The organism is Vampirovibrionales bacterium (assembly GCA_016712355.1).
In the GTDB taxonomy this organism is placed as follows: Bacteria; Cyanobacteriota; Vampirovibrionia; order Vampirovibrionales; family Vampirovibrionaceae; genus JADJRF01.
Map to the genome: position 1 here is coordinate 1,362,770 of JADJRF010000005.1, position 22,592 is coordinate 1,385,361.

Sequence of the window (22,592 nt, forward strand, 5' to 3'; positions counted from 1 at the left end):
CGTTTTAAAACAGCGATAGTTGGGGGGTGGGCTCAATGTCTTCCAGGTGTGCGCCTTTTGGCGTTCGACGGCCATTGGCGCTTTCTCGCGCCTGAATTTCGGACAGCAGATGCGTCGCGCGCCGGATCACGCGCGCGGGAATGCCTGCCATGCGCGCGACCTGAATGCCGTAACTCTTTTGCGCCGAGCCGGGCTCCACCTGATGCAGAAACTCAATCTCCGGCCCTGAGGACGTCTCGCGTTCGATGACCCGCACGCGGGCGTTCTGGATGTGGGCGCGCGTCGTCTCCAGCGCATTCAGCTCATGGAGGTGCGTGGCAAACAGCGTACGGCATCCGATCGCATCGGCCAGATACTCCACGACGCTCCAGGCGATGGCCACGCCGTCGACTGTGCTGGTGCCGCGTCCGACTTCATCCAGCAGGACCAGGCTGCGTGCGGTGGCGCCATTGAGAATCTGCGCCGTTTCGTTCATTTCCACCATGAACGTAGATTGTCCGCTGGTCAAGTCGTCCACGGCCCCGATGCGGGTATAAATGGCGTCTACCAAACCGATGCGCGCATAGCTCGCCGGAACGAACGAGCCCATTTGCGCCATCAGCGTGATCATCGCCACCTGGCGCATATACGTGGATTTTCCGGCCATGTTGGGGCCGGTGATAATCAGGATTTGCGGCGTCTGGGCGGGCTGTTGCCCGGCGCAAAGCGCGCAGGCGTTGGGCATAAATCGGCCCATCGGCAGCATTTTTTCCACGACCGGATGCCGCCCGTCCTGAATCGTCAGTTCCAGCGACTTGTCGACGATAGGGCGCGTATAACCCTGTTCAATCGCTGTAAGAGCCAGCGATTGCAGGGCGTCCAGCGCCGCGACCCGCTGGGCGCAGTCGGTCAGCGCTCCGGCAAACGGCAGGAGTTTTTCGCGGAGTTCCACAAACAGGCGGTATTCGAGATCCTGACGACGCCCCAGCGCATCCAGATAACGGCTCTCATAGGCCTGAAGCGCATCGGTCGTAAAGCGCTCGGCATTGGTGAGCGTCTGTTTGCGGTGATAGGCGGGCGGCGCGTGTTGCGCTTGCGCGCGACTCATCTCGATGTAATAGCCAAAGGCGTTATTATTGGCGACTTTTAGGGTTTTAATCCCCGTTTCGTCGCGCTGTTGCTGCTCATACTCGTTCAGCCATACGTCATGACCTTCCAGAGTCTGGCGAATTTGATCCAGATCCTGATGATACCCCGCCTTAATGACGCCGCCGTCTTTCAGTCCCTGGGCGGGCGCGTCCTCGACGGCCTGATCGATCAGCGCGACGACTTTGAATAATTCCGGTGGAAAATCTTGCATCCGCAGCATATAGAAGCTTTGTAGCGGCTGGAGCAGCGTGGCGATCGCGGGCAGGCGCTGAATCGACTGCTTAAGGGCGACGAGATCCCGCGGATGGGCGCTGAGGTTGGCCACGCGCGCGCTGAGACGCTCCATATCGTAAATGTCTGGCAGCAGGCGCCGGAGAGATTCCCGGATGGAAGGTTGCGCGGTGAGTTCTTCCACGCCGTCCAGCCGACTCTGAATCTCGGGCAAGTGCGTCAGCGGACGCGAAATCCATTGTCGCAGCAGGCGCGCGCCCATGGCGGTCGCGGTTTGATTAAGGGCCCAGTACAGACTGCCTTCGGCGCGATTTTGCTTGACGGTGGCCATTAGTTCGAGGTGACGGCGCGTAGCCTGCGACATGGCGACCGCCTGATCGGGATGAACGCGCTGAATGCGCTCAAAGGCGGGCGGATCGTCGATAAAGGTTTCGTGAAGATAGTGGGCGATCGCGCCTGCGGCCGCAAGTGCGGCGGGACAATCGTCGCCCAGCGCGTAACCGTCGAGCGTCGCCACCTGCAAAAGCCGCTGGAGAAGCCCTTTGGTCAGCGCAGCATCATAAGCCAGAGCCGCAGACGCCGTGCAACGGAATGCCTCTTGAAGCGCCGGCGGCGCGTCGCTTACCCATTCATCGACGCCTTCGCCCGGACGGGCTTTCTTGAGACGTCCGGGCGTAAGGGTTTCAGAGGGCTGAATGCGGTCCAATTCGCCGGGAATCTGCGAAAACGGCAATTCCGCCGCATAAAATTCGCCGGTGGTGACGTCGCACCATGCCAGCCCCCACAGGTCATTCGGGCGCTTGCCCGGCGCGACGGCGGCCAGAAAATTGTTCTCATCGGAGCGCAGCAGAGACGATTCTGTCACGGTGCCGGGCGACAGCACGCGGACCACCTTGCGGGCGACCAGTCCTTTGGCGGCGGCCGGATCTTCCATCTGCTCGCAGATCGCCACGCGGAAATTCTGGGCGAGCAGGCGCGCCAAATAGCTGTCCACCGCTTTTACAGGCACGCCCGCCATCGGTACGCGTCCCAATGCGCCGGCTTCTCGCCCGGTGAGCGTAATTTCCAGCACGCGGGCGGCAATCAGCGCGTCTTCAAAAAACGTCTCGTAGAAATCGCCCATGCGGTAGAACAGCAAGGCGCCGGGATGTTCGCGCTTCACTTCAATGAACTGGCGCATCATCGGCGTGGCCTGAGCCAAATCTACCTGGAACGAGTGCGGCGATTGTGGGATGTCGGCGTCAGAAAGGCTCATATCCGTCTCATCGGCTCTAGTCTTGGGATCGGGGGCAGGTCTGAGGAAGAAACTCCGGGTCAGCGCGCCACGTCGCCCGTGCGCGAATTTTAGCAGCTTCGCCAATTGCGTTCTGTAACAGTTGCGCCCGGGGTTAAACGGCCCCGACGGCGGGCTTGAACGTCATCAGCGCGCTGACCGGAATCAGGGCCAACATGGCGCAGGCGTGGTTAAACAGATACTCGCCCGGCGCATCGGCGGGATTGGCGGCGCGCCAGAGGGAGGATGCCTTGGCAAAGACGGCGCTTGCCAGCGCTTCATCGCCCTGATACAGCCGCTTGGCGGACAGTAGCGCCAATAACGGCCAGCAATCCGGGCCCCAGTTCTGGCCGTCGCGCCAGCCCCACGGTAGCGTGCCAGACTGCGCGTAGGCGTCTTCCAGCTTGTGAAAACGCGCCAGATAGGCGTGCGACGCTTGCCCGCCTTCTATGGCGTCCATCAACATAAAGCTGAGATAGCGGCAACTGCTGGTGTTGGCAAAGCTATTCCAGGGCGGATTTTCACCGCTGCCCGGAACCAGTCGCCCGGAATCGAACTTGACGCGAAAGGTCATCGGCGGAAAGCCATGGCCGTAAAGTTTTTCGGAATCCGTTAACAGGCTAATGCTGTCTGTGAGAACGCGTCCCCAGTCGGCATCCGGCTGGGCGCGCGCCATCAGACTCAGGGGGTAGGTCATCAGATAATTGCTGAAGCACACCAGCCCTTTATCCGGGCGCCAGAAATCCCGCGAGGCCCGGTCGTTGGCCCCGGCGGCAATAATGCGGCGCCCTGCGATCGTTGTGACGCATTTCTCGCGAAAAGAATCGGCGATGACCAGCGCCTGTTTGCGATAAGCGTCCGCGCCCCAGCGCTCGGCGGCCAGCAGCAACGCCATGATGCATCCAAGCTCGCCGTCGGCCGCTGTCCCTCGCCCGAGCTCGCCGTTTTCGTATTGGGCCCACCAGAACAGTTTGTCATCGGGTCGGGTCTGTAAATGACGCCACGTCCAGTTCCAGACGGCGTCAAATACGGCCCGATCATTGAACCACAGGGCGAACATCATCGAGAACGACTGGTATTCGCTATCGGCTCCCGCGCGTCGGCCTCGCGGATGATACAGGTTGGGGATCAACGTTCGTCCGGGCTGCGGCTTGCCCATGCCGGGCAGTTCAATGGCGTGCGAGCGCCAGAACGCCCAGGCGCGCTCCAGTTCTTCGCGAATCGCTTCGCCCAGCGCGGACTCGGCTGCGGCGCGCGGCGGACTCGGCGCTCGTTGAAAGAGTCGCATACAACCGTCCTCAGGCTCTCTCTACTTTAGGGGGGATATTATAGCCGCAACAGGCGTAAAAGACCGTCAACCCCGCATGGCGCTCACAAGGCTGTTACCCCGCGCGCGCCTGTGGAAGAGCACTTGCGCTGGGCGTGCCTCGCATTGGTATGATGGTCTCGTTCAGGCGTTGGGGATCTAAGCGAGAACGAGGTTATTCAAACATCTTGCTGACAGATTCGTCATCGTGGATGCGGCGAATTGCTTCGCCGAGAATCGGCGCGATCGACAGTTGAACGATTTTCTGACTGTCTTGCGCCGGAAACGGCAGCGGAGCCGTGTTGCTGACGATGACTTCCGTAAAAGCCGAGGCTTCCAGCCGCTCCAGCGCCGGACCCGAAAATACCGCATGAGCGGCGGCGGCGTACACGCAGCGCGCGCCGGACTTTCGGACCAGTTCGGCGGCAGCGCACATCGTACCGGCCGTATCGATCATATCGTCGATGAGAATGGCCGTGCGATCGGTCACGTCCCCAATAATATGGTATACCTGCGCCTGATTATGGCCGCTGCGGCGCTTGTCGATAATGGCGATGGGGCAATCGAGTTTCTTGGCGTAGACGCGCGCGCGCTCAACGCCGCCGGCGTCCGGTGATACGATTACCAGGTCTTTGAGGTTTTTCTTACGGATGTAGTTGAGCATGACGGGCGTGACGTAGAGGTGATCCGTCAGAATATTGAAAAAGCCCTGGAGCTGGCCGGTGTGTAAGTCCATGGCCACCACGCGGTGCGCCCCGGCGGTTGAAATGAGATCCGCGACAAGCTTGGCCGAGATGGCTTCGCGCCCGACGGTCTTACGGTCTTGCCGCGCATAGCCGAAATACGGAATAACGGCGGTGATTTTGTTGGCGCTGGAGCGCTTGAGCGCGTCGATGATTAACAGAAGTTCCATCAGGTTCTCATTGACGGGCTGGCAAGTGGGCTGAATGACGAAGACGTCATGGCCGCGAACGCTTTCTTTAACGCGGACATAAGTTTCGCCGTCGCAGAAGTTCTTGACCTCGATTTCGCTGAGGGCCGTGCCGAGGTAGTTGGCAATTTCTTGCGCCAGCACGGGGTGCGCGCGCCCGGTGAAAATCTTCACTTTGCTCGTGTCGTAGTGTTTGGGGATGCTTTCAAGTTCGGGAAGTCTCATTTCAATGGTCACCACCAGGTTTCGTCCTCCTGCATTGCGCGCCTGCCGCAGGGCTGCGGGGTATTGGATCTAAAACGGCGGGTACTTCCAAAGTTGTCATCCGGTTGTCCGTCACTTGTGCCACGCTATCAAAAAGGCGGGCGCGATGCAGGAAAATATAAAAAACATTACGGGCGGGTTGGGCGCGCGGATATCTTTGTTCACGCCTGTATACCAATAAGGGCAATCGGCCAGGGAATTAATTCGACATGGACGTGAGGGTTTGATTCTCTGTGAGGTGATGAGTAGGCGTTAACGCTTGTTCTGAAAGGGTTTTACAGAAAAATAACCAAGGCAAGGCTTTAATTTTTGAGTCGTTTTGATATCAGTGCGGGCGTTATAGGCGTCACGTGCTCTCTTAAGCCCAACGCTGTCTTAAAAACGGTTACATAACTTGCTTAAGGCAAGAGGCGCTTGGCGCCCGCGCGGCTTGCGCTTGAGGGCGGAATTCTCTGTTTTCACAAAATTTTATGTGTAGACCTTTCCCTCAAATGGCGAGAGCTTTGCTATAATCAGCTTGCTTAAGGCAAAACACAACGCAATTCAACAGCTTTACCGCCCTTTTACCAGTGACTACGCTACGTCATCTCCTCTACAACTCAGGTAAGGCTGTTTTCCTTTTGGGACAATTTTAGGGGGAGGCCTTCCTAAAGAAGGCGCACAAAATCCAGCGTCATGGGTTTAATGCTAACAGAGGGAGCATCTGTTATTTCAAGACCGTTTGGGGTATCTCGTTTAAAGCGTGGGAATTGATTGTCGTTTAATTTGCGTCCGTAAAGGGTTTGGGCCGTTCATGCGCTGTGATAAAGCGTCGGTCTTCTTTGCCCACGGGCGGTAATAAAATTGAGAGCTATTTGTCGTCAGGGCCCGTGTGCGTGTGTGAATACGCGCCCGGGTAACGAAACGTCGTATGAAGCGTCGGGAGGAAGTCACGTATGCCGCCCAGAGGGTTTGGCAATATGATGGGGCGCAACGGAGGCCAGGGTGGGCAATCCGGGAATGGCGGCGCGCCGCCGATGCCGAATTTCCAGTTGCCGCCGCACCTGCTGGAGCGTCTCCTGGGACCGGAGCCTGCCGAGCTGCGGTATTTCAAACGCATGGGCGACTATTAACGGAGTCTCTTTTCTCTTGAGACCCCCATTCTCTCGCTATCCGCCCCCGCAGCGGCCCTCTGGCTGTTGCGATTTGTTATGAAGAGTATCAGGACCTGTTTTGGCCTGTTCGGGAATCGCGGTCCTGTAAAGACGTCTGACAACATGGCTTCTGATCGCCCAATGGCGAGGTTGCGCCGCGCTGAAACCTGATTATATTAATAATCGTTACAGTCTTTGCGCAGAGGGGCAATTTGCGGGAGAAAATTTTGTTTATAAAAATATAAAGTATATATTTCCGATATCCCTCTGTTTCTCGATACTTTTACGTTTTGATCGCTCGATCGCTTGTTTCTGCCCCTGTTTCCCGTTTTTTAGGAGTCGTTTGATATGAGCGCCCTGTTTCAGTTCAATTTACTAAGCGCGTATCCCTTTCCCAACACGATTGGCAGCGCGCGCATTCCCGCCAGCGATCCGTTTTACGGTAAGGGCGGCGACTTTTTGGCTCCGAACTTCATTGGCCGTACGGTCAGCAATGTTCAACTCGGCAGCGGCATCACGTATCTGGGCAAAAATCCCAGCGCGAAGACTGTACTCAATGGTACCAACGGCCAGGTAGACGCCTTGCTTGCTGGCGGGCCTATCGGCGCGATTCCTGCCGATATCAAACTGTATAACGATGCGGCGATTCCCGGCATGGTTCCCGATATTGGCGTCAATCCCGGCGCAATGCGTATTTTGGGCAATACGGCCTTTTTTCAGGACGTGCTGACCACGCCGGGATACGCGTTTGGGGGATACCCCTCTTACGGCATGTCGCCCTGGAGTCTTAACGCCATGCCTTACTGGGATGGCGCCGTTCCGGCCAGTTATGGCATGGGCGCAGGATATGGCTTTGCAGGCGGCGGCGCTTCGCAGTGGATCCCTTTCTGCGGTCAGATAATGGGGTGATTGGCGCGCTTAGGCCCAGTAATAAAAGCCCTGATTGGCGGCCTGACCCAGATTTTCTTGCGTAAGTCCCACGCCGTCCATCATGTCCATCCAGGAGGCGGCGTTGACGCGCTTGCCGATTTCTTCCGCTGTGGCGTTGGCCAACTGCTGCGCCTGCGGCCATTTTGCGGGATGAATCACGCCATTGCCCAGCAACAGGCCAAAAGCGTCCGATAGAATTTTGTGAGAGGCGGCCTGCAAGGTTGGCGCGTTAGCCTTTACGGCGGCTTCCAGCGCGGGAATCAGCTCGCGGGCTTTTGCGTCAGGCCGTAGGCCGCCGAAGACGTCTTGATCCATGCGCAAGAGTCTCATGGCGGCGGCGGCATCAATAGAACGCTGGCGTTGCGGGACCATGAGGGGGGGCGGCGTCATGGGGGCCTGCATGGGGATCATGGGGACTATGGGGGGTGACGGCATGGCGTAATAGCCGGGCGTCGACACAGGGCCGGCCGTCATGCCTGGGAAACCACTATAAAAAGGAGAAGCGCTCATATAAAACACCCATCACCGTCTTGCTTGACTCTGACAAGAAGGTAACGCGCCTCAAGGCGCCAAATTGCCGCCGAATATGCCTGCGGTATGGAATTTTTTACACATCGGCGTTGCCCGCGAACTCGCCGAGCGATGGCGTATCGCCGCTCGCTATCCTATTCATTGACGGGAGATACGCGCAAGCGTGCGAGGGTTTATGTCTGGAGTGGTTCCGCGCGCCGGGCCGGGGCGGGCGAGGGCGCGGCGACAGGCGCCGGAAAGCAGCGATCCAGCAGATCGGGCATGCGGCGCTCCATCGCCACCGGCATAAAGTGAAACCCGTCACAATGCGGCGCCAGGCGCGCGACCACGTCGGCGCAAAAGGCCAGACTCTCGCCTTTGGGATCTTCCGATCGTTCGAGGAGATCAATAAACGCCTGCGGAATCTGAATTCCCGTGACGACCTCATTCATAAAGCGCGCGGCTTTTGCGGAACTGGGCGGTACAATGCCCACCAATACCTTGGGGACCGCACAGCCTACCTGAGCGCAGGTTTCGGTCATAATCTCGCGCATTTCGAGAATTGGCGCAAGATCATAGACCGGTTGGGTCTGAAAGAAGTCAACGCCCTTTTCGAGTTTGACGCGCAGCCGGTTGCGCTGCGCCTGCTTGGAAAGGCGCGCCAGATTCAGCGCAGATCCGACGGTAAAGCGCGAGCCGCCTTTTTTAAGGGGAACCCCGATGGCGTCCACGCCTTGATTCAGCCCGCGAATCAGCTCGATCAGGCGGGTGGACTCCAGATGAAACACTTGCGCGGCCAGATCTTTCTGGTCGCCTACCTGCACCGGATCGCCGGTGAGCGCCAAAACGGTTCGCAGGCCGAGCGCCCATGCGCCCATCAAATCGGCCTGAAGCGCGATCAGGTTGCGATCGCGGCAGGTCAGTTGCCACACGGTTTCGATGCCGGTTTGGGATTCAATCAATGCAGCGGCGGCCAACGAACTCATTTTGAGAATCGATCGTTGGCAATCGGGTACATTGATAGCATCCACGCGGCCTTGCAGCGCCCGCGCGTTTGCCAGCATCGAAGAAACGTCCGTTCCTCGCGGCGGAGACAGCTCAACGGTAATCAGCGGCCCGTCGGCAGCCAGTTTTTCAGAAAACAGCAACGCGCGCCGCCCTCAAAAACAAGTGAAATTACACTTGTGTATTGTAGCAAAGTTGCGACCCGCGCAACGAGCGCTTTGATGCTTTTTCGTACTCCCAGCGCGCAACCCAACGACTGCGCCACGCTCTCAAGCGTTCGCCCTACTGTTGTTCTGTGAGAGAAGTAGAAGCGCCTTATCCGCGGCCCATCAGCGAGAAGCTCTGCTGGATGTTTTTGGAAATGACCTTGTTCACGGCTTCCATTTCCGTGACGATGGCTTCGCGCTGCTTTTCCAAGCGATTGCCCTGCATTTCCAGCATTTTATCCATCTGAGCGACGCGCGCCTGAGCGACCGTCAATTGCTGGGCGGCGGCGCTGTTGGGATCCATCGATCCCCCGACGGCCGTTGACGCCTGTTTTTGCATCAACAGCGTCATCAGGTTTCCCCAAAACATCCGCTGTTGCTGAATAAACTGGAGTTGAAACTCTAGTTCATTCTTTCTGGCGACCAGCATGAGAAGGCGGCCTTGACTGGCTGCAAATCCCATTGGATTTCCCCCCTAACGTGACATGCGACTTGATAACAGAGATAACGTGACGAAAACGAACGACCCCGAACAGTGATTTCCCCAAAGTTTCCCCAAAAAGAGACTTGTATAAGAATTAAAACTTTCTTGCGGCGTTTGTTGTCCTTCAGATTGGCAAAAGCTTCAAACTGCAACAATTATTAACAAGAACGCTTCGGCGTCACGCAACAAAAAACCGGCTCCGGGAAACCCCAGAACCGGTTTTTAAAAAATCTACCCCGTAGGGGAGTCGAACCCCTGCCGCATCCGTGAAAGGGATGTGTCCTAGGCCACTAGACGAACGGGGCGTCATCCAATGTCCAGACGATACCCGAAACCGTGCGCCCCGGTCAACACGACGGAGCGAAATCGTCTTGGGCCCGCGCCTTCTCACTGCGTTCAGCATCTGTAAGTGTGATCCCGTTTCGGATCGTTTTTTGGGGGGCAAGGGCTGAAATGGTCGGGATGACAGGATTCGAACCTGCGACCCTCTGCTCCCAAAGCAGATGCGCTACCAAGCTGCGCTACATCCCGAATCGCTCGGTTTTCAGTATAGAGGAATCCTCAACGGATCAAAATGGGGACGGCGTCGGCTCGCTGGCGGAGATAAAATGCGCCCGGCGCGATTCGAACGCGCGACCTACGGCTTCGGAGACCGTCACTCTATCCAGCTGAGCTACGAGCGCATGACCACGAAGGCTATCGTATCCAAAGCCGGGAATGCGCGCAATGATAAGCCGCGAGCGCCCCATTACTGCTGGAGCTGCCGCAGGCGCCAGAGCCGCGCCAACACGCCCAGCGATTTAACAATGGTCTGCGCCACGCGCATTTTAGAGGTTGATCGTTTCCGGTCATAGCGTAAGACCATTGGGGCCTCGCAGGCCAGGGCGCCGAAACGCGCCAGTTTCACCAGCAACTCAGCCATGCACGAGAATCCGTTTTCGGTGATCAGCTGATCGCCGTAATGCGCCATGGCGCGTCGTAACAGCGAGACGCGGTAAGCGCGGTAGCCGCAGGTGTAATCGCGTACGTTACGGATGGGTAGAATCGCCCGAAACAGCCAGCTTGCGCCATGGCTGAGCAGTTCGCGCACCGGGCTCAGGCCGATGACTTGCGAACCGTAGCGATAGCGCGAGGCGATGGCGATATCGTTGCCTTCTCGAATCAGACGCACCAGGCGATCGATCAGATACGGGGTGTGCGTGCAATCGGAATCCATCACGATCACCACATCGCCGTCTTGCGTGGCGCGCTGACAGGCGGCGCTGAGCCCGGTCCGCAGCGCTGCGCCCAACCCTTGATTGCGCTCGTGACGAAGAATGCGCGTATGAGGAAGATCCGCCATTTCCAGCAGGGGGATAGACAGATCGGTGCTGCCGTCATCCACTACCAGAATCTGAAAGGCATAGTCTTTGAGTACTTGCTCCAGTTCCCACGCGATGGCGACCAGCGCTTCGCTCTCGTTGTAGGCGGGCAGGACGACATATAAGTGAGGAATCGCCGTGTGCCGGGCTTCGAGATCCAGCAGAATCGTTTCCAAACGAACGGGGGACAACGTGGACACGCCCTGGCTCCTGTTAGCGGGTGAGTTATTGGTCGGATTCAAAATCCGCGTCAATCTTGAAATTCTTGAAGTCTGACGGCTTGAGGTCTTGCAGGAATTTTCGGAATTCTTCGGCTTCTTCCTCATCGCGCGCCTGATCGGTGGAAATGGCGCCTTCCGCGATGACGGTTGACGCCGCATAAATAGGCGCGCTGGACTTCAGCGCCATGGCGATGGCGTCCGAAGGACGGGCGTCGATCATGGTTTCTTGCCCGTTCGTATCATGTAAAAACACCGAGGCGAAGTAAGTGTCCGACGCCAACTCGTTAATTTCCACGCGATGAACGGTTTGATGAAGCGATTCGAGGATGTTGAGAATCAGGTCGTGCGTCATCGGACGCGTGGTCTTGATATTTTCCAGCTGGCGGATAATGGCGCTGGCCTCGGCTGTGCCAATCCAGATGGGTAGAGCGCGGCGATTGTCCTTGTCATTCAGAACGACAATCGGCGTGCCGGTGCGTGAATCAAGCGCAATGCCCATCACATAGAGTTCAATCAGAGTTGCCAATGCAAAAGCGTCCTGTAATTGACGGTGGCGTGCGGCGCAACGTCCTCTTGCCAAGGGGGCCGGCGCGCACGCTCGTTTATTATACGGGAAGCGCGACGGGCTTGGCTATCGCCGCCGCAGCCAAGACAGCGCTTTAGATCACAAGACGCAAACGCGCTTGCGCAAAAATCAGGAGGGGGCGCGGCGCTCTTTGGGGTCAAAGCGCTCTCGCAACGCGTCGCCCAGCAAATTCAGGGCGACCATGGCGCTGACAATCGCAAGCGCCGCAAAAATCAGGATATGGGGGGCGGTTCGCGCGAGCTGCCAGCCTTCGCTCACCAGCGTTCCCCAACTGCTTAGCGGCGGCTCGACGCCCAGGCCCAGAAAACTCAGCGTGGATTCCGTCAAAATTGCTCGCGGGACGGCGATCGTTAACGATAGAATGAGGAGCCCTGCCAGGTTCGGCAAGAAATGCCGCGTAACCAGTCGCCAGATCCCTCCCCCAAGACTGCGATAGGCTTCGACGAATTCTTCGCGCTTCAGCGCCAGCGTTTGCGCACGAATGAGCCGCGCCGTATCCGGCCAGCTGAATAGCGCGAGCGCCGCCACCAGCGTGGGGAGGCCGCGTCCCCAGAACACGCCGAACAGAATCACAATCATCAGCCCCGGCAGGCTGTATAAGACGTCAATCAGGCGCATCATCGCTTCATCGACGCGGTTGAAGCGGCCTTCCAGCAGCGCCGCGGCAATTCCATACACAGCGCCCGCCGCCACTGCGACGGCAGCCGTCGACAAGCCGATTAATAACGAAATCTGCCCGCCCACCGCCAGACGCGATAATAAATCCCGCCCCAGGTCGTCTGTCCCGAGCCAGAAGCCGCGCTCGCCCGGCGCTAATAGCGGGAAGTCAGGCTGGATCAGCGTTGGATCCCGTCCTAAGTAAGGAATGAGCAACGCCCCCAGCGCCATCAGCGCCAGAAAGCCGATGCACAGCCAGAGTTTCTTCATGTCCGCGCATCTCCGCCTGAGGGCGCGCTGCCGATATCGCGCAGTCGCGGATCCAGCCAGCCGTAAAGTAAATCTGTCACCAGATTCAGCGCAATAAGCAGGGCGCTATACACCAGCGTTGCGCCCATCACCAGGGGATAATCACGGTTGGAGACCGCTGTCACGAAATACTTGCCCATTCCCGGGATGGCGAACAACGTTTCCACCACGAAAGAACCCGTCACCAGCGCCGCGGCCAACGGTCCCATAATCGACAATAGCGGCAACAGCGAGTTGCGCAACACATGGCGAAGGGCGATTCGGCTCTCAGGGGCGCCCAGGCTGCGTTTAATGGTGACAAACGGCAATGCGCGCGTCTGACGAACAGACGTTCTCAATAACATGAAGGCAAAGGCAAACGGTCCCAGCGCCAGCGTTAAGACCGGCAGAATCCCATGCGTCGGGCTGAGCAGCCGCGCGGCGGGCAACCACTTGAGCCATAAGGCGAAAATGAGCGCCAACGCGCCCCCAAAGACAAACGCGGGCGTCGATAAAGCCAGCGCGCCGATACCACAAAGAGTCGCATCCAGCGGACGGCGTTGCGTCCACCCCGCGAGCGCGCCTAACGCGCCGCCCAATCCGACGCCCAGAGTCAGAGCCAACGCGCCTAACAAGAGCGAGACGGGGAAGGCGTCGGCGAGGATATCATTCACGCGCCGCGTTGCGTACTGGTACGAGGGACCTAAATCCCCGTGCGCCAGGCCGGCCAGGTAATACCCCAATTGCTGCGGCCATGGCTTGTTGAGATGATAACGCGCCTCCATATTCGCCTGAATCGCTGCCGGTAAACGATGTTCGCGATCGAAAGGGCCGCCCGGCATGGCGCGTAATAACCCGAACGTCAGACAGGCGACGAGCAGCAGCGTCGCCGCGCCACCAGCCAACCGTTGCAGGAGCAGGCGAGTCATACTGCTCCAGATAAATACTTCTGACGCAGCGCATCTAAAAAATACTGCGGTGATAAGGCTTCGCCCGTTACTGAAAGCGCTAACGCCTGCGCGGTTCGTGTTTTACCGAAGACGTGAATGTGTTGATTCAGCCAGTTTTTGAGCGTCAGCAAGTCGCCTTGGGACAGACGGGCATCGAGATCGGGCATCTGTTGGCGGGCCGTATGGTAGAACTGCGCTGCGTATAAATTCCCGAGCGTATACGTCGGAAAATACCCGAATGATCCGCCTGACCAGTGAACGTCCTGCAAGCAGCCGTGCGCGTCATTCGGCGCTTCGACGCCGAGAAACTCTGTCATCCCCGCATTCCAGGCTTCTGGAATCTCAGCGGGCGCAAGACTGCCGCTGATGAGCGCCTTCTCCAGACGGTAGCGCAACAGGATATGCAGGTTATACGTCACCTCATCGGCTTCTGTGCGGATAAGCGATGGCGTGACGCGGTTCACGCGCCGCAAAAAGACGTCTTCGTCTACATCGCCGAGCGCTTGGGGAAACACGGCTTGCAGGCGCGGGTAGAAATGCCGCCAGAATGCGGCGCTGCGCCCGACGGCGTTTTCCCATAGGCGGGATTGTGATTCGTGGATGCCCAGAGAGGTCCCCGTGCCCAGCGGTGAATCCGCCAATGCGGGATCGACGCCTTGTTCGTAGAGGGCGTGACCGCCTTCGTGCAAAGCCGTAAACACGCTCTCCAGCGGATGCGCCGTGGTGGAGCGAATGGTCAGCCGCACGTCGTTGCGTCCGCCGATTTCAGTTGTGAATGGATGGGCGGAGGCGTCCATACGTCCACGCGTAAAATCATAGCCCATGGCTGTGAGCGTCTCGCGGCAAAAGGCCGTTTGGACCGTCAGATCGAAAGATTTACCCTCAAAGCAATCCGGCTCAGGCTGCTGCTGATCCGCGATCTGCGCCGCCAAGGGGACAAGTTCTTGATGCAGGGCGTCAAACAGCGGATCGATCTCTGCGACAGTCGCCCCGCGCTCATAATCTTCCAGAAGGGCGTCGTATAAATTGCCGCCGGATGCGGTTTCACTCAAAATTTCGGCGCGTTGACGACTGAGCGTGACCAGTTCTTGCAGCGCGGGCAAAAAAGCGGCGAAATCGTTGTCGCGGCGGGCATCCGCCCAGATTCCGTAACCACGCGCTGAAGCGGTTTCAAACTGGCGCACCCATTGCGGGCTGACGCTGAGGGCGCGATTACGACGATAGGCCATTTCCGCCAACAGGGCCGTTTCAGTGGCATCATCGGAGGGCGTGTCCAGAAGGGCCTGAATGGCGTCGCCGAAGGCGGGGTCTGTCAAGCGTTCGTGCGCCAGCGCACCCAATGCGCTGAGGGTCTGGGCGCGCGTATTGGCTGCTTGTGACGGCATGTGGGTTTGCATGTCCCAATGCCCCAGAGCTTGGGCGGCGCCCAGCGCCTGTAATTCCTGGATCCGCTCGTAGAAAGCTTCTCGTCTTGAAGAGAGCGCCAGCATCGTATTGCCTCCCTGTGGGGTTTTGGAGTCCCGACGCCCATGCTAGCAAAAAAGAAGAAACCCCCAAAACGCAGGACGTTGGGGGCGTGAGGGGGGAAAGAGAAAGGAGAATCAAATGAAAGGAGAGAGGAGAGAATAAGATGGGGAGAACAACAGGGGGTAAACCAAAGACATCTTTTAAAGAGGATGAAAGAAAGGGACCGTATCTCGGCTTTATCGTCCCGCGAAATCGCTAACAGCGGCATACGGCGGGAGCGCCCCGCCCGGCATCGGCATGGAGGCGAATGGCCCCCCCGATGGTATAAATGGGGCCGGCCCCGTAGATGAAAAGCCCTGAGGCGGGAATCCTATCTGCTGCGCAGGCGCAAAGCCCATTTGCTGCGCAGGTGAAAAGCCCTGAGGCGGGAATCCTATCTGCTGCGCAGGCCCAAAGCCCATTTGCTGTGCAGGTGAAAAGCCCTGAGGCGGGAATCCTATCTGCTGCGCAGGCCCAAAGCCCATTTGCTGTGCAGGTGAAAAGCCCTGAGGCGGGAATCCTATCTGCTGCGCAGGCCCAAAGCCCATTTGCTGTGCAGGTGAAAAGCCCTGAGGCGGGAATCCTATCTGCTGCGCAGGCCCAAAGCCCATTTGCTGTGCAGGTGAAAAGCCCTGAGGCGGAAAACCTGTCGGCGGCGTAGGCGCAGAAAAGCCTATTGAAGGCGGTGGGTAGGCTCCGGCAGACATCGGCATCATTCCCATCGTGAAAACGGTCTCCTTTATCAAACGGTGACGGGGAAACGAGAAAACCCTGGTGGACGCATGCGCTACGGACGCGTGAACGACACATTCTTCAAAAGCCTCTCAACACCAAAAATTGCGCATCTTCTTCCAGACTTCTTCACAAAGCGTATTAACGGCGTCTATCCTCCGGCAAGAGGCTATTCATCTTGCTACTGCGAAGAAGGTCTTTTGCCCCTGTCCTCCAGCCCGTCTTCTACATTAACAAGCCGGCTGGAGCCCACGTCGGCGTCTTAAAATGTAACGGAATGTCAAAAATACGCGCGAAAGGGTTTAAATAATAAATATATAGTATATCCTATAAATATGGGCCGTTGGGCCCACGGGACGGAAGCCAGAAGGCCGTCACCGTGCTGAGTAAACGTGTGTGACATGCGCCCAATCGCCGACGTGGTGAACGTTCAAACGCGATGGCGGACAGATTTTCTCTCTCCAACCAGTCTCCTAAAGACTTACCTGGTTATTGCTCGCTCCATTTTGTGCAGATGGGAAGAATCCGTTCTTCTCATCTTTTTCCTTTGTGAGCGGCGTGATGGCTCTTAAGGCTGACGACGGCGAGTCTGCTTGCCGCCATTGCCGCCGCGCTTTGAGGCGGCGCTAACAGCCGTTTCTTTCTCTTTGCGGTGATGCCCATTGGAGGCGCCGTTGGCGGGGCGGGCTTCCACAGCGGCGAGCAACATGGCGTCGCGGCGATTTTCCAGAGAGTCGCGGCGGGTGGCCAGATCGTCTTCGTAGCGGTGGATGCGGGCCATTCGTTCTTTTGTGGGCGTTTTCCGCAGGGTGCTTTCCATGCGGCGCTTTTCAGTCTCGGCGTGGTTGAGATGGTTCTGATACAGGTGAATCAGCAGCGATTGCTTCTTCTCGGCGTGCGCAACGCCTTTTTCGAGCGGCAACTCGGGATGCACGCCATGTTCAATCTGTTTCTTCTCCAGCTCGGCGGCGTCCAGATGGTATTGAAACAGCGTGACGTAGAGTTCCTGCTCGCGCTCATCCAGGCGTTGACGCGGCACGGCGCGTTCGGCGCCCAGGCTCTCCTGGCGATTGGCCAGATGATGACGGATATCTTCAATCTCGCGTTCCAGCTTACGCAATACCTGTTCCTGAGCCGAAGCGTCTTCGGCGGGAGCGTCGCCGTAAGGATACGAGTAATCGGGGCCGTAACGCTCTGTCATCCTCGTTTTACGCGCGCGAATGGCTTCGTCAAACGCTTTGAGCGTGGTGCGCTCTTCGGCGGCCTCGTCGACCGGAATGGCTTCGCCGCTGAACAGCGAGCGGGCCTGATTTTTCACTGAGCGGGCCATCGCATGCACCGCCGGATTGCGACGCGCCTGATTGCGGACGATGACCGCCATCAACGCGAGCAGCGGCCCCAGCAGCAGGCTGATAATAAACTGGTGCAAGGGCGCTGGGAAGTTCGGCTTTTTAGGCAGGCGGGGACGGTCCACGATGAACACGTTACTGAGCGTCTGCGCTTCCTTCATCTGGGCTTCGGTGTGCTTACGGCGTAAGGCGTCCAGCGCTTCGCTGAGTGAGCGTTCCCGCTGTTCGATATTGGCGAGCCCTTCTTCAACGGCGGGCAGCATCTTCATGCGATTGTCCAGCACTTTGACGCGGCCTTGCAGGGCAGACGCTTCCTGACTGAGGCGGTTCATTTCCGCCTGCGCGGTGACCATCTGGTTGACCATGAGGCCGCGCGTAGGGTCTTGCATCGCGATCATGCTGTCGGCGTTGCGGTCGGTCCCCACCGTGCGAACCATTTCTTTACGGATATCCTGCTGAACTTGCGCCATCTTGGCGCGTACTTCCTGCACCTTGGGGTTGTTATCCGTCAAGGAGCTGGAGAGAAACGCATTGGTTTCCGACAGATTGTACAGATCGCCTTTGAGACGATTGAGCGTGGCGTTCATGCCCACGGCGGAAGCGCGAACGGCTTGGGTTGGGCTCATTCCCAACGTTTGCTGATAACGCGACAGTTCGGCGCGCTTGCCGTTGGCGCGGGCAATGGTCTGGTTCAAGCGATCGACGAAGTCTGCGCGCATCTTGGTAGCTTCGTAGCCCTCGCGCATGCTGTCGACCAGATTGTGCTTTTGTTTGAAGGCGCTTTTTTCGCGGCGAACGACGGCTAATTGGCGATCCAGCTTTTCGAGCTGCTCTTCCATGTAGTCGCTGCGGCTTTTCTGCTCCGCCTGATTCACTTCCAGACTGGCCTTCTGGAAGGCTGACAGCGTTACGTTTGCAATATCGCGCGCTAAGTAAGGGTCGGTCCATTTCACCCGGACGGAAATCAGGTCAGTTCCCGCTTTGTTTTTGGCGGAGATGATATCCGAGCCGTCTTTAAAGAAATTTGTCCAGTCGGTTTTATTCTGTACGCCCAGCGCGCGGAGTTCTTCAGGATGCAACTGCGTAAAGAAGTCCCACAGAGCGTCCATAATGGTCGCAGATTTCAGCAGTTCCATTGTGTTAAGGACGGGGTTGGCAGACTGTGAAGACGTCGTGCGCGGCGCGCCGTTTTGCTCGGTGTCCGGGCCGATGTAGCCGTTGGTGATGGCGGAATCCTTGATAAGCGCCATACCTTCCGACTGATACGTAGGCTTGTAAACCAACAGGCCGTAAACCAGCATCCAACACCAGACAAACAGAGTGACGCCAGCCATTAAACGGGCGTTTTGACGGAAAAATGGTTTGCGGGCCATCTGTTCGCCGACTGGGGCGAGGGCGTCGTTAGACGATCGAAGCCCCTTGGAAAGGGGACTTGTTAACGCGCGTACGGCATGGCGAAGGGGCTTGAAGAAGGCGGCAAAACGGCTCATAGCATGCAAAAACGTCATCCTCGCATTACAGAGATTTCAGTGTAGAGGAAGGGGATTCAAATTGAAAGCGACAGGAATCATGGCGTCTCAACAAAACTTAATGCCTATCCCTTATATCGTCTCAGCGCCTTTCGTTCGACATGACTCTCGATGCGCCCAACAGTTTCTTGCCTGTTCCAATGCCGGTAAACGCCGGTTTAAGACTTCCTTAAGGATTGCATGGGAACATACTTTCATTAGACGACGTCTCAAGACCCCAGCAAGAACGAAAGCAAAGGCTGGATCAACCGTTTAATGCCGTATCAACCCTAAATCGCTATTCTCCGCCAGGAACGCGCATGGACAGTAGAGCCTTGGCTCTCCTTGCCTGTGCTGGTTCCGGCTGCGGCTTTGCGTATGACGCAACAGCCATAGGCAGCGGTTTTGCGTTGCCAGATTTTACGCAAACGGCGCTCCCTCCTGCGCCCAATATAGAAAAGAGAGCCGTCATTCCATGAAACGCCCCCTCCCTCTTGAAACGCTTCAACCTCACCTCGACGCTCTGCAGGCGGATGGGCAGGCGCAAGCCTCCCTTGAGAGCCATCTGCGTGACGATGGCGCACTCGCCCCTGTCGATCTGTCAATGTCCGAGATAAAAGGTCCCGAAACGGCCCCGACAATGGAAACGGACGATATTTTCCAGATCTTTCTGAAAGATGTCAGTCGCGAGTCTCGCATTGATCACACGCAAGAGCTTGATCTGGGCCGAAAAATCCGCCAGGGCGGCAAGGAATCCGTTGCGGCCCGTAATGCGCTGATTCGCGCCAACCTGCGTCTGGTCATCAGTATTGCCAAGAAATACGTCGGCAATGGCGTTTCCTTTATGGATCTGATTCAGGAAGGCTCGCTGGGGCTGATTAAAGCGGCGGAGAAATACGATTACCGCCGAGGCCTCAAGTTCAGTACCTATGCAACGTGGTGGATTCGCCAGGCCATTTCGCGTTGTATCGACAATACGGCGCGTACGATTCGCATTCCCACCCACATGATCGATAAAATCCGCTTGCTGCGGCATAAAAAGCAGGAACTTTCCATTGCGTTGCAGCGTGAGCCTTCTAATCCAGAGTTGGCTGCTTCCATGGGCGTCAGCGAAGATCAGGTGCAGGCGGCGCAAGCGGCGATGCGGACCGAATCGCTGAGTCTGGATATGGAAATCGGCGATGAGATGACCCTAAAAGATTACGTCGCCGATCAAAGCGTCGAAGACGCGCCGGATTACAAGACGTCTGACGCCTTCATGAGCCGCGATCTGCGCAATGCGATCGCAGAGCTGACCCCGCGCGAAACCTATATCCTTTCTGAACGTTTTGGCGTCAATCGCCGCGGAACGGGCCGAACCCTGGATCAACTAGGGCGAGAGCTCGGCTATTCCAAAGAGCGGGTGCGGCAAATTGAAAGCCGGGCCATCCGCAAGCTTCGCGCCAATGAAGATATCGCCCATCTTAAAGAATATCTCCGCTAACACCTGCCAAACTCAACCTCCTGAAACCCCCTGACGTTAGATTTTCAAAAGCGTCAGGGGTTTTTGTTAAGAGTTGCCGCCTCTGTGGACGCCATCAAATCGCCATCTCTCTGACAGCAGCGCTGGCAAGAGTGATAACGGGGAGATGTAAAGCGTCAAAACCCTTGCGGTTAGAGGCTTTTAAAAAAAAATTAAAACATCAGGCAATTTCATTAATATGAATGTTTTTATTAATACAGAAGAGACAAGACGCCGCTGAGAGACTCGAAGAAAGCAAAGCCCCTCCATCGAGAATCCTGCGCCACGCGCATCAGCGAGAGGCCCTGAATCTTCATAGATTTCAACCCAAACCTCCCACCCCTAAGTGACTTTTGATGAGTAGAGTTCCCCAACTCTACTTTTTTCTTTTGGGAACGTTTTGAACTGATATGATAAAAGGCGTTTCGTTCTGCGTTTGCGCCTGAGCGCGCCTGATGACTGACGACGCTTCGTTTGCCCCGCTGCCTGCTCCCGACGTCCGCTCGCTTCGGATTCGTCGGCTGGAGACGCGCGACATTGAGCTGCTGATGGCGATTGAGTCGGTCTCGTTCGGCCGGTTTTTCTGGTCAGCGGATATTTTTCATCGGGAGCTGCGAAACCCTGGTTCGCGCTATTACGCGTTGACCGACGATCGGGAATCGCCAGATCGCCTGATTGGCTACAATGGGCTTTGGAAAATGCGCGATGAGGCGCATTTTACGACGGTTGCGATTCATCCGCATTTGAGACGGCGCTCGCTGGGAGAGTTGATGCATTGTCACTTGCTCGGCGTCAGCGTAAAAGAAGGCGTGCGATGGATTACAACTGAAATTCGCGGCGCAAATGTGGGTTCTCAGAACTTATGCTACAAATATGGCTTCTATGCCGTGGGTTTGCGTCGGCGGTACTATCAGGATAACGAAGAAGATGCGCTGGTAATGGTTTCGCCGGACTTGCGATCGCATGCCTGGCAAACGTTGTACAATCGGCGCAAGGCCGAACTTCGAACGGCGGTCGGCGGGGCGTGGCCCAGCGGATTCTCGGTATGACGTTCGCCTGGCCGCCGTTCGGTGCGGTTTTTTCAGACGCTGTCGCTATTGTACGTGCGCGACGGCAAGAGGTTTTCCATGTCGCCCATTACGCCCTCTCAACTTGAGATTCGCCGGATGCGCGCAGCCGACGTTGGCGGCGTCATGGCGATTGAATCCGTATCGTTCGGGACGCATCATTGGTCGGAGGACTCTTTTCTGGCCGAGCTCAACAATCCTATGGGGCGTTACTTTACTCTGGCCTTGCGCTCGCCCGAGCGCGGAGGGCCTTCAGAACAGCCTTACGGGCATGTCGCTGGCTATGGCGGCTACTGGTTGATTTTGGACGAGGCGCATATTACCACGCTGGCTGTTCATCCAGAGTATCGTGGGCATTCATTGGGAGAAGCCTTGCTCTTGCAGCTACTGGATTGCTGTCTGGGGCAAACCGTCCATTGGGTGACGCTGGAAGTGCGGGTCTCCAACGAGGCGGCGCAAAATCTCTATTATAAGTATGGCTTTGAGGTGTCGGGCAGGCGTCGCCGGTACTATCAGGACAACGAAGAAGACGCCCTGATTATGACGACGCCGGATATTGCGACAGAGGCCTTTCGGACGCTATTTCGAACGCGAAAGGCCGCTTACGTCAAAACCTTCGCGGGTTTGCCGCAGGGCGTTTCCGTATGACCGCTAAGCCGCCGCCTGCCACGCCGCTGTCTGTCAAAGGACTGCGCTCCAAGGGCTTAAAGCCGAATTCCGCTCGACCTCAGTCCGCCGCGAGTCGTCGGCGTCCGGCGCGATCGGAGTTTGTCGATCCCGATCAGGCCGGCTTGGATTTGCGTCAGGAAACGGCGAAAGCCCCGTCGATTAATCTGATTAGTCTAATGGTCGCGGGGTTGGCCGGTCTGTTGCTTGCCCTGACGCCGTATTGCGTGATGGCGCTGCCGAACATTATTGGACCTTTGTTGGTTAATGCCAACATCGGGAGCGATGCGCCGACCGGCTACAGCGTGGCGTTCATGACGCCTTTTTTACCTGTGGCGGCCTTTATCGGCGGCTTACTGGGCTGGCGTCTTGGCGGCGGGGTGGTGGCGGTTTTTCTCGTCGCAGGCTTTTGCGGGATGCCGCTCTTTGCCGATGGCGGCGGGTGGGATTACGTTTCGCGGCCGGGATTCGGCTATTTAATCGGCGCGCTGGTTTCCGCTGGGGTTGCGGGCGTTTTACTGTCGTCTCGCTCGCAGGCGCGTGAAGGTAACGTATTGTACGCGGCGCGCGCGATCGTCTCAGGCATTATCGCCATGGCGGTTGCGCATGGCTGCGGACTCATTGGGCTGACTGTTCAATTCCTGATAGGCGTGATGAGCTTTACGGATTTGGGGCAATGGGCTGTCCAGTTGAGCGCGATGCCCGTCGTCTATGATGCGCTGTTCACGGCGGCTTGGCTGGGACTGGTACGCCCGTTGCGCATGATATTCTGGCTGGTCATGTATTGAGCTTAGCGCGC

Annotated in this window: 19 protein-coding genes and 3 tRNA genes; 6 read left to right on the forward strand and 16 right to left on the reverse strand. The window is 57.5% G+C overall.

Going from position 1 to position 22,592, the window contains the following annotated elements:
- Window positions 1–4: 4 nt before the first annotated feature.
- From mutS to IPK79_07660, 3 genes are all read right to left on the reverse strand, one after another.
- On the reverse strand, window positions 5–2,614 hold the full coding sequence (gene mutS, locus IPK79_07650) for a DNA mismatch repair protein MutS (protein ID MBK8190313.1): 2,610 nt from the start codon (window positions 2,612–2,614) through the stop codon (window positions 5–7).
- 133 nt (window positions 2,615–2,747) lie between these two features.
- Complete coding sequence (locus tag IPK79_07655) at window positions 2,748–3,920, reverse strand: hypothetical protein (protein MBK8190314.1); 1,173 nt, start codon at window positions 3,918–3,920, stop codon at window positions 2,748–2,750.
- A gap of 193 nt (window positions 3,921–4,113) precedes the next feature.
- Window positions 4,114–5,094, reverse strand: a complete 981-nt coding sequence (locus IPK79_07660; GenBank protein ID MBK8190315.1) for a ribose-phosphate pyrophosphokinase — start codon at window positions 5,092–5,094, stop codon at window positions 4,114–4,116.
- A 974-nt stretch (window positions 5,095–6,068) separates the two neighbouring features.
- Between IPK79_07660 and IPK79_07665 the strand changes: the two genes are divergently transcribed.
- Both IPK79_07665 and IPK79_07670 read left to right on the forward strand, forming a co-directional pair.
- A complete protein-coding gene (locus IPK79_07665; GenBank protein MBK8190316.1) occupies window positions 6,069–6,245 on the forward strand; it encodes a hypothetical protein in 177 nt (58 codons plus the stop codon).
- A gap of 369 nt (window positions 6,246–6,614) precedes the next feature.
- On the forward strand, window positions 6,615–7,175 hold the full coding sequence (locus tag IPK79_07670; GenBank protein ID MBK8190317.1) for a hypothetical protein: 561 nt from the start codon (window positions 6,615–6,617) through the stop codon (window positions 7,173–7,175).
- A gap of 9 nt (window positions 7,176–7,184) precedes the next feature.
- Here the strand turns inward: IPK79_07670 and IPK79_07675 are convergent, their stop codons facing one another.
- The 13 genes from IPK79_07675 to IPK79_07735 all read right to left on the reverse strand — a co-directional run bounded on the left by IPK79_07675 (window position 7,185) and on the right by IPK79_07735 (window position 18,385).
- The gene (locus tag IPK79_07675; GenBank protein MBK8190318.1) at window positions 7,185–7,670 is read right to left on the reverse strand and encodes a hypothetical protein; all 486 of its coding nucleotides are present in this window, start codon (window positions 7,668–7,670) and stop codon (window positions 7,185–7,187) included.
- A 230-nt stretch (window positions 7,671–7,900) separates the two neighbouring features.
- Window positions 7,901–8,854 carry a methylenetetrahydrofolate reductase gene (locus IPK79_07680; GenBank protein MBK8190319.1) on the reverse strand — a complete coding sequence of 318 codons (954 nt, stop codon included), beginning with the start codon at window positions 8,852–8,854 and terminating at the stop codon, window positions 7,901–7,903.
- A gap of 172 nt (window positions 8,855–9,026) precedes the next feature.
- Window positions 9,027–9,380: a hypothetical protein gene (locus IPK79_07685; protein ID MBK8190320.1), complete on the reverse strand. Its 354-nt coding sequence runs from the start codon at window positions 9,378–9,380 to the stop codon at window positions 9,027–9,029.
- Window positions 9,381–9,633: 253 nt separating this feature from the next.
- Window positions 9,634–9,706: transfer RNA gene (locus IPK79_07690), tRNA-Glu, on the reverse strand.
- 149 nt (window positions 9,707–9,855) lie between these two features.
- Window positions 9,856–9,932: transfer RNA gene (locus tag IPK79_07695), tRNA-Pro, on the reverse strand.
- 78 nt (window positions 9,933–10,010) lie between these two features.
- Window positions 10,011–10,084: transfer RNA gene (locus IPK79_07700), tRNA-Arg, on the reverse strand.
- A 65-nt stretch (window positions 10,085–10,149) separates the two neighbouring features.
- Complete coding sequence (locus IPK79_07705; GenBank protein ID MBK8190321.1) at window positions 10,150–10,962, reverse strand: glycosyltransferase family 2 protein; 813 nt, start codon at window positions 10,960–10,962, stop codon at window positions 10,150–10,152.
- A gap of 25 nt (window positions 10,963–10,987) precedes the next feature.
- Window positions 10,988–11,500, reverse strand: coding sequence for a bifunctional nuclease family protein (locus IPK79_07710; GenBank protein MBK8190322.1), 513 nt, complete (start codon window positions 11,498–11,500; stop codon window positions 10,988–10,990).
- Between the two features lie 177 nt (window positions 11,501–11,677).
- Window positions 11,678–12,496, reverse strand: coding sequence for an ABC transporter permease (locus IPK79_07715; GenBank protein MBK8190323.1), 819 nt, complete (start codon window positions 12,494–12,496; stop codon window positions 11,678–11,680).
- Window positions 12,493–13,443 carry an ABC transporter permease gene (locus IPK79_07720; protein ID MBK8190324.1) on the reverse strand — a complete coding sequence of 317 codons (951 nt, stop codon included), beginning with the start codon at window positions 13,441–13,443 and terminating at the stop codon, window positions 12,493–12,495. Before IPK79_07720 ends, IPK79_07715 begins: the two co-directional genes overlap by 4 nt.
- Entirely contained in the window at window positions 13,440–14,954 is a 1,515-nt protein-coding gene (locus tag IPK79_07725; GenBank protein MBK8190325.1) for a carboxypeptidase M32, read from the reverse strand. The genes IPK79_07720 and IPK79_07725 overlap by 4 nt, the downstream gene beginning before the upstream one ends.
- A gap of 213 nt (window positions 14,955–15,167) precedes the next feature.
- A complete protein-coding gene (locus IPK79_07730) occupies window positions 15,168–15,692 on the reverse strand; it encodes a hypothetical protein (protein ID MBK8190326.1) in 525 nt (174 codons plus the stop codon).
- A 578-nt stretch (window positions 15,693–16,270) separates the two neighbouring features.
- Window positions 16,271–18,385, reverse strand: coding sequence for a hypothetical protein (locus tag IPK79_07735; GenBank protein MBK8190327.1), 2,115 nt, complete (start codon window positions 18,383–18,385; stop codon window positions 16,271–16,273).
- Between the two features lie 649 nt (window positions 18,386–19,034).
- Between IPK79_07735 and IPK79_07740 the strand changes: the two genes are divergently transcribed.
- From IPK79_07740 to IPK79_07755, 4 genes are all read left to right on the forward strand, one after another.
- Window positions 19,035–20,042 (forward strand): sigma-70 family RNA polymerase sigma factor, encoded by a 1,008-nt coding sequence (locus IPK79_07740; protein MBK8190328.1) that lies wholly within the window; start codon window positions 19,035–19,037, stop codon window positions 20,040–20,042.
- Between the two features lie 473 nt (window positions 20,043–20,515).
- Complete coding sequence (locus IPK79_07745) at window positions 20,516–21,109, forward strand: GNAT family N-acetyltransferase (GenBank protein MBK8190329.1); 594 nt, start codon at window positions 20,516–20,518, stop codon at window positions 21,107–21,109.
- Between the two features lie 78 nt (window positions 21,110–21,187).
- On the forward strand, window positions 21,188–21,775 hold the full coding sequence (rimI, locus tag IPK79_07750) for a ribosomal protein S18-alanine N-acetyltransferase (protein MBK8190330.1): 588 nt from the start codon (window positions 21,188–21,190) through the stop codon (window positions 21,773–21,775).
- Window positions 21,772–22,581: a biotin transporter BioY gene (locus IPK79_07755; GenBank protein MBK8190331.1), complete on the forward strand. Its 810-nt coding sequence runs from the start codon at window positions 21,772–21,774 to the stop codon at window positions 22,579–22,581. Before rimI ends, IPK79_07755 begins: the two co-directional genes overlap by 4 nt.
- Window positions 22,582–22,592: the final 11 nt, after the last annotated feature.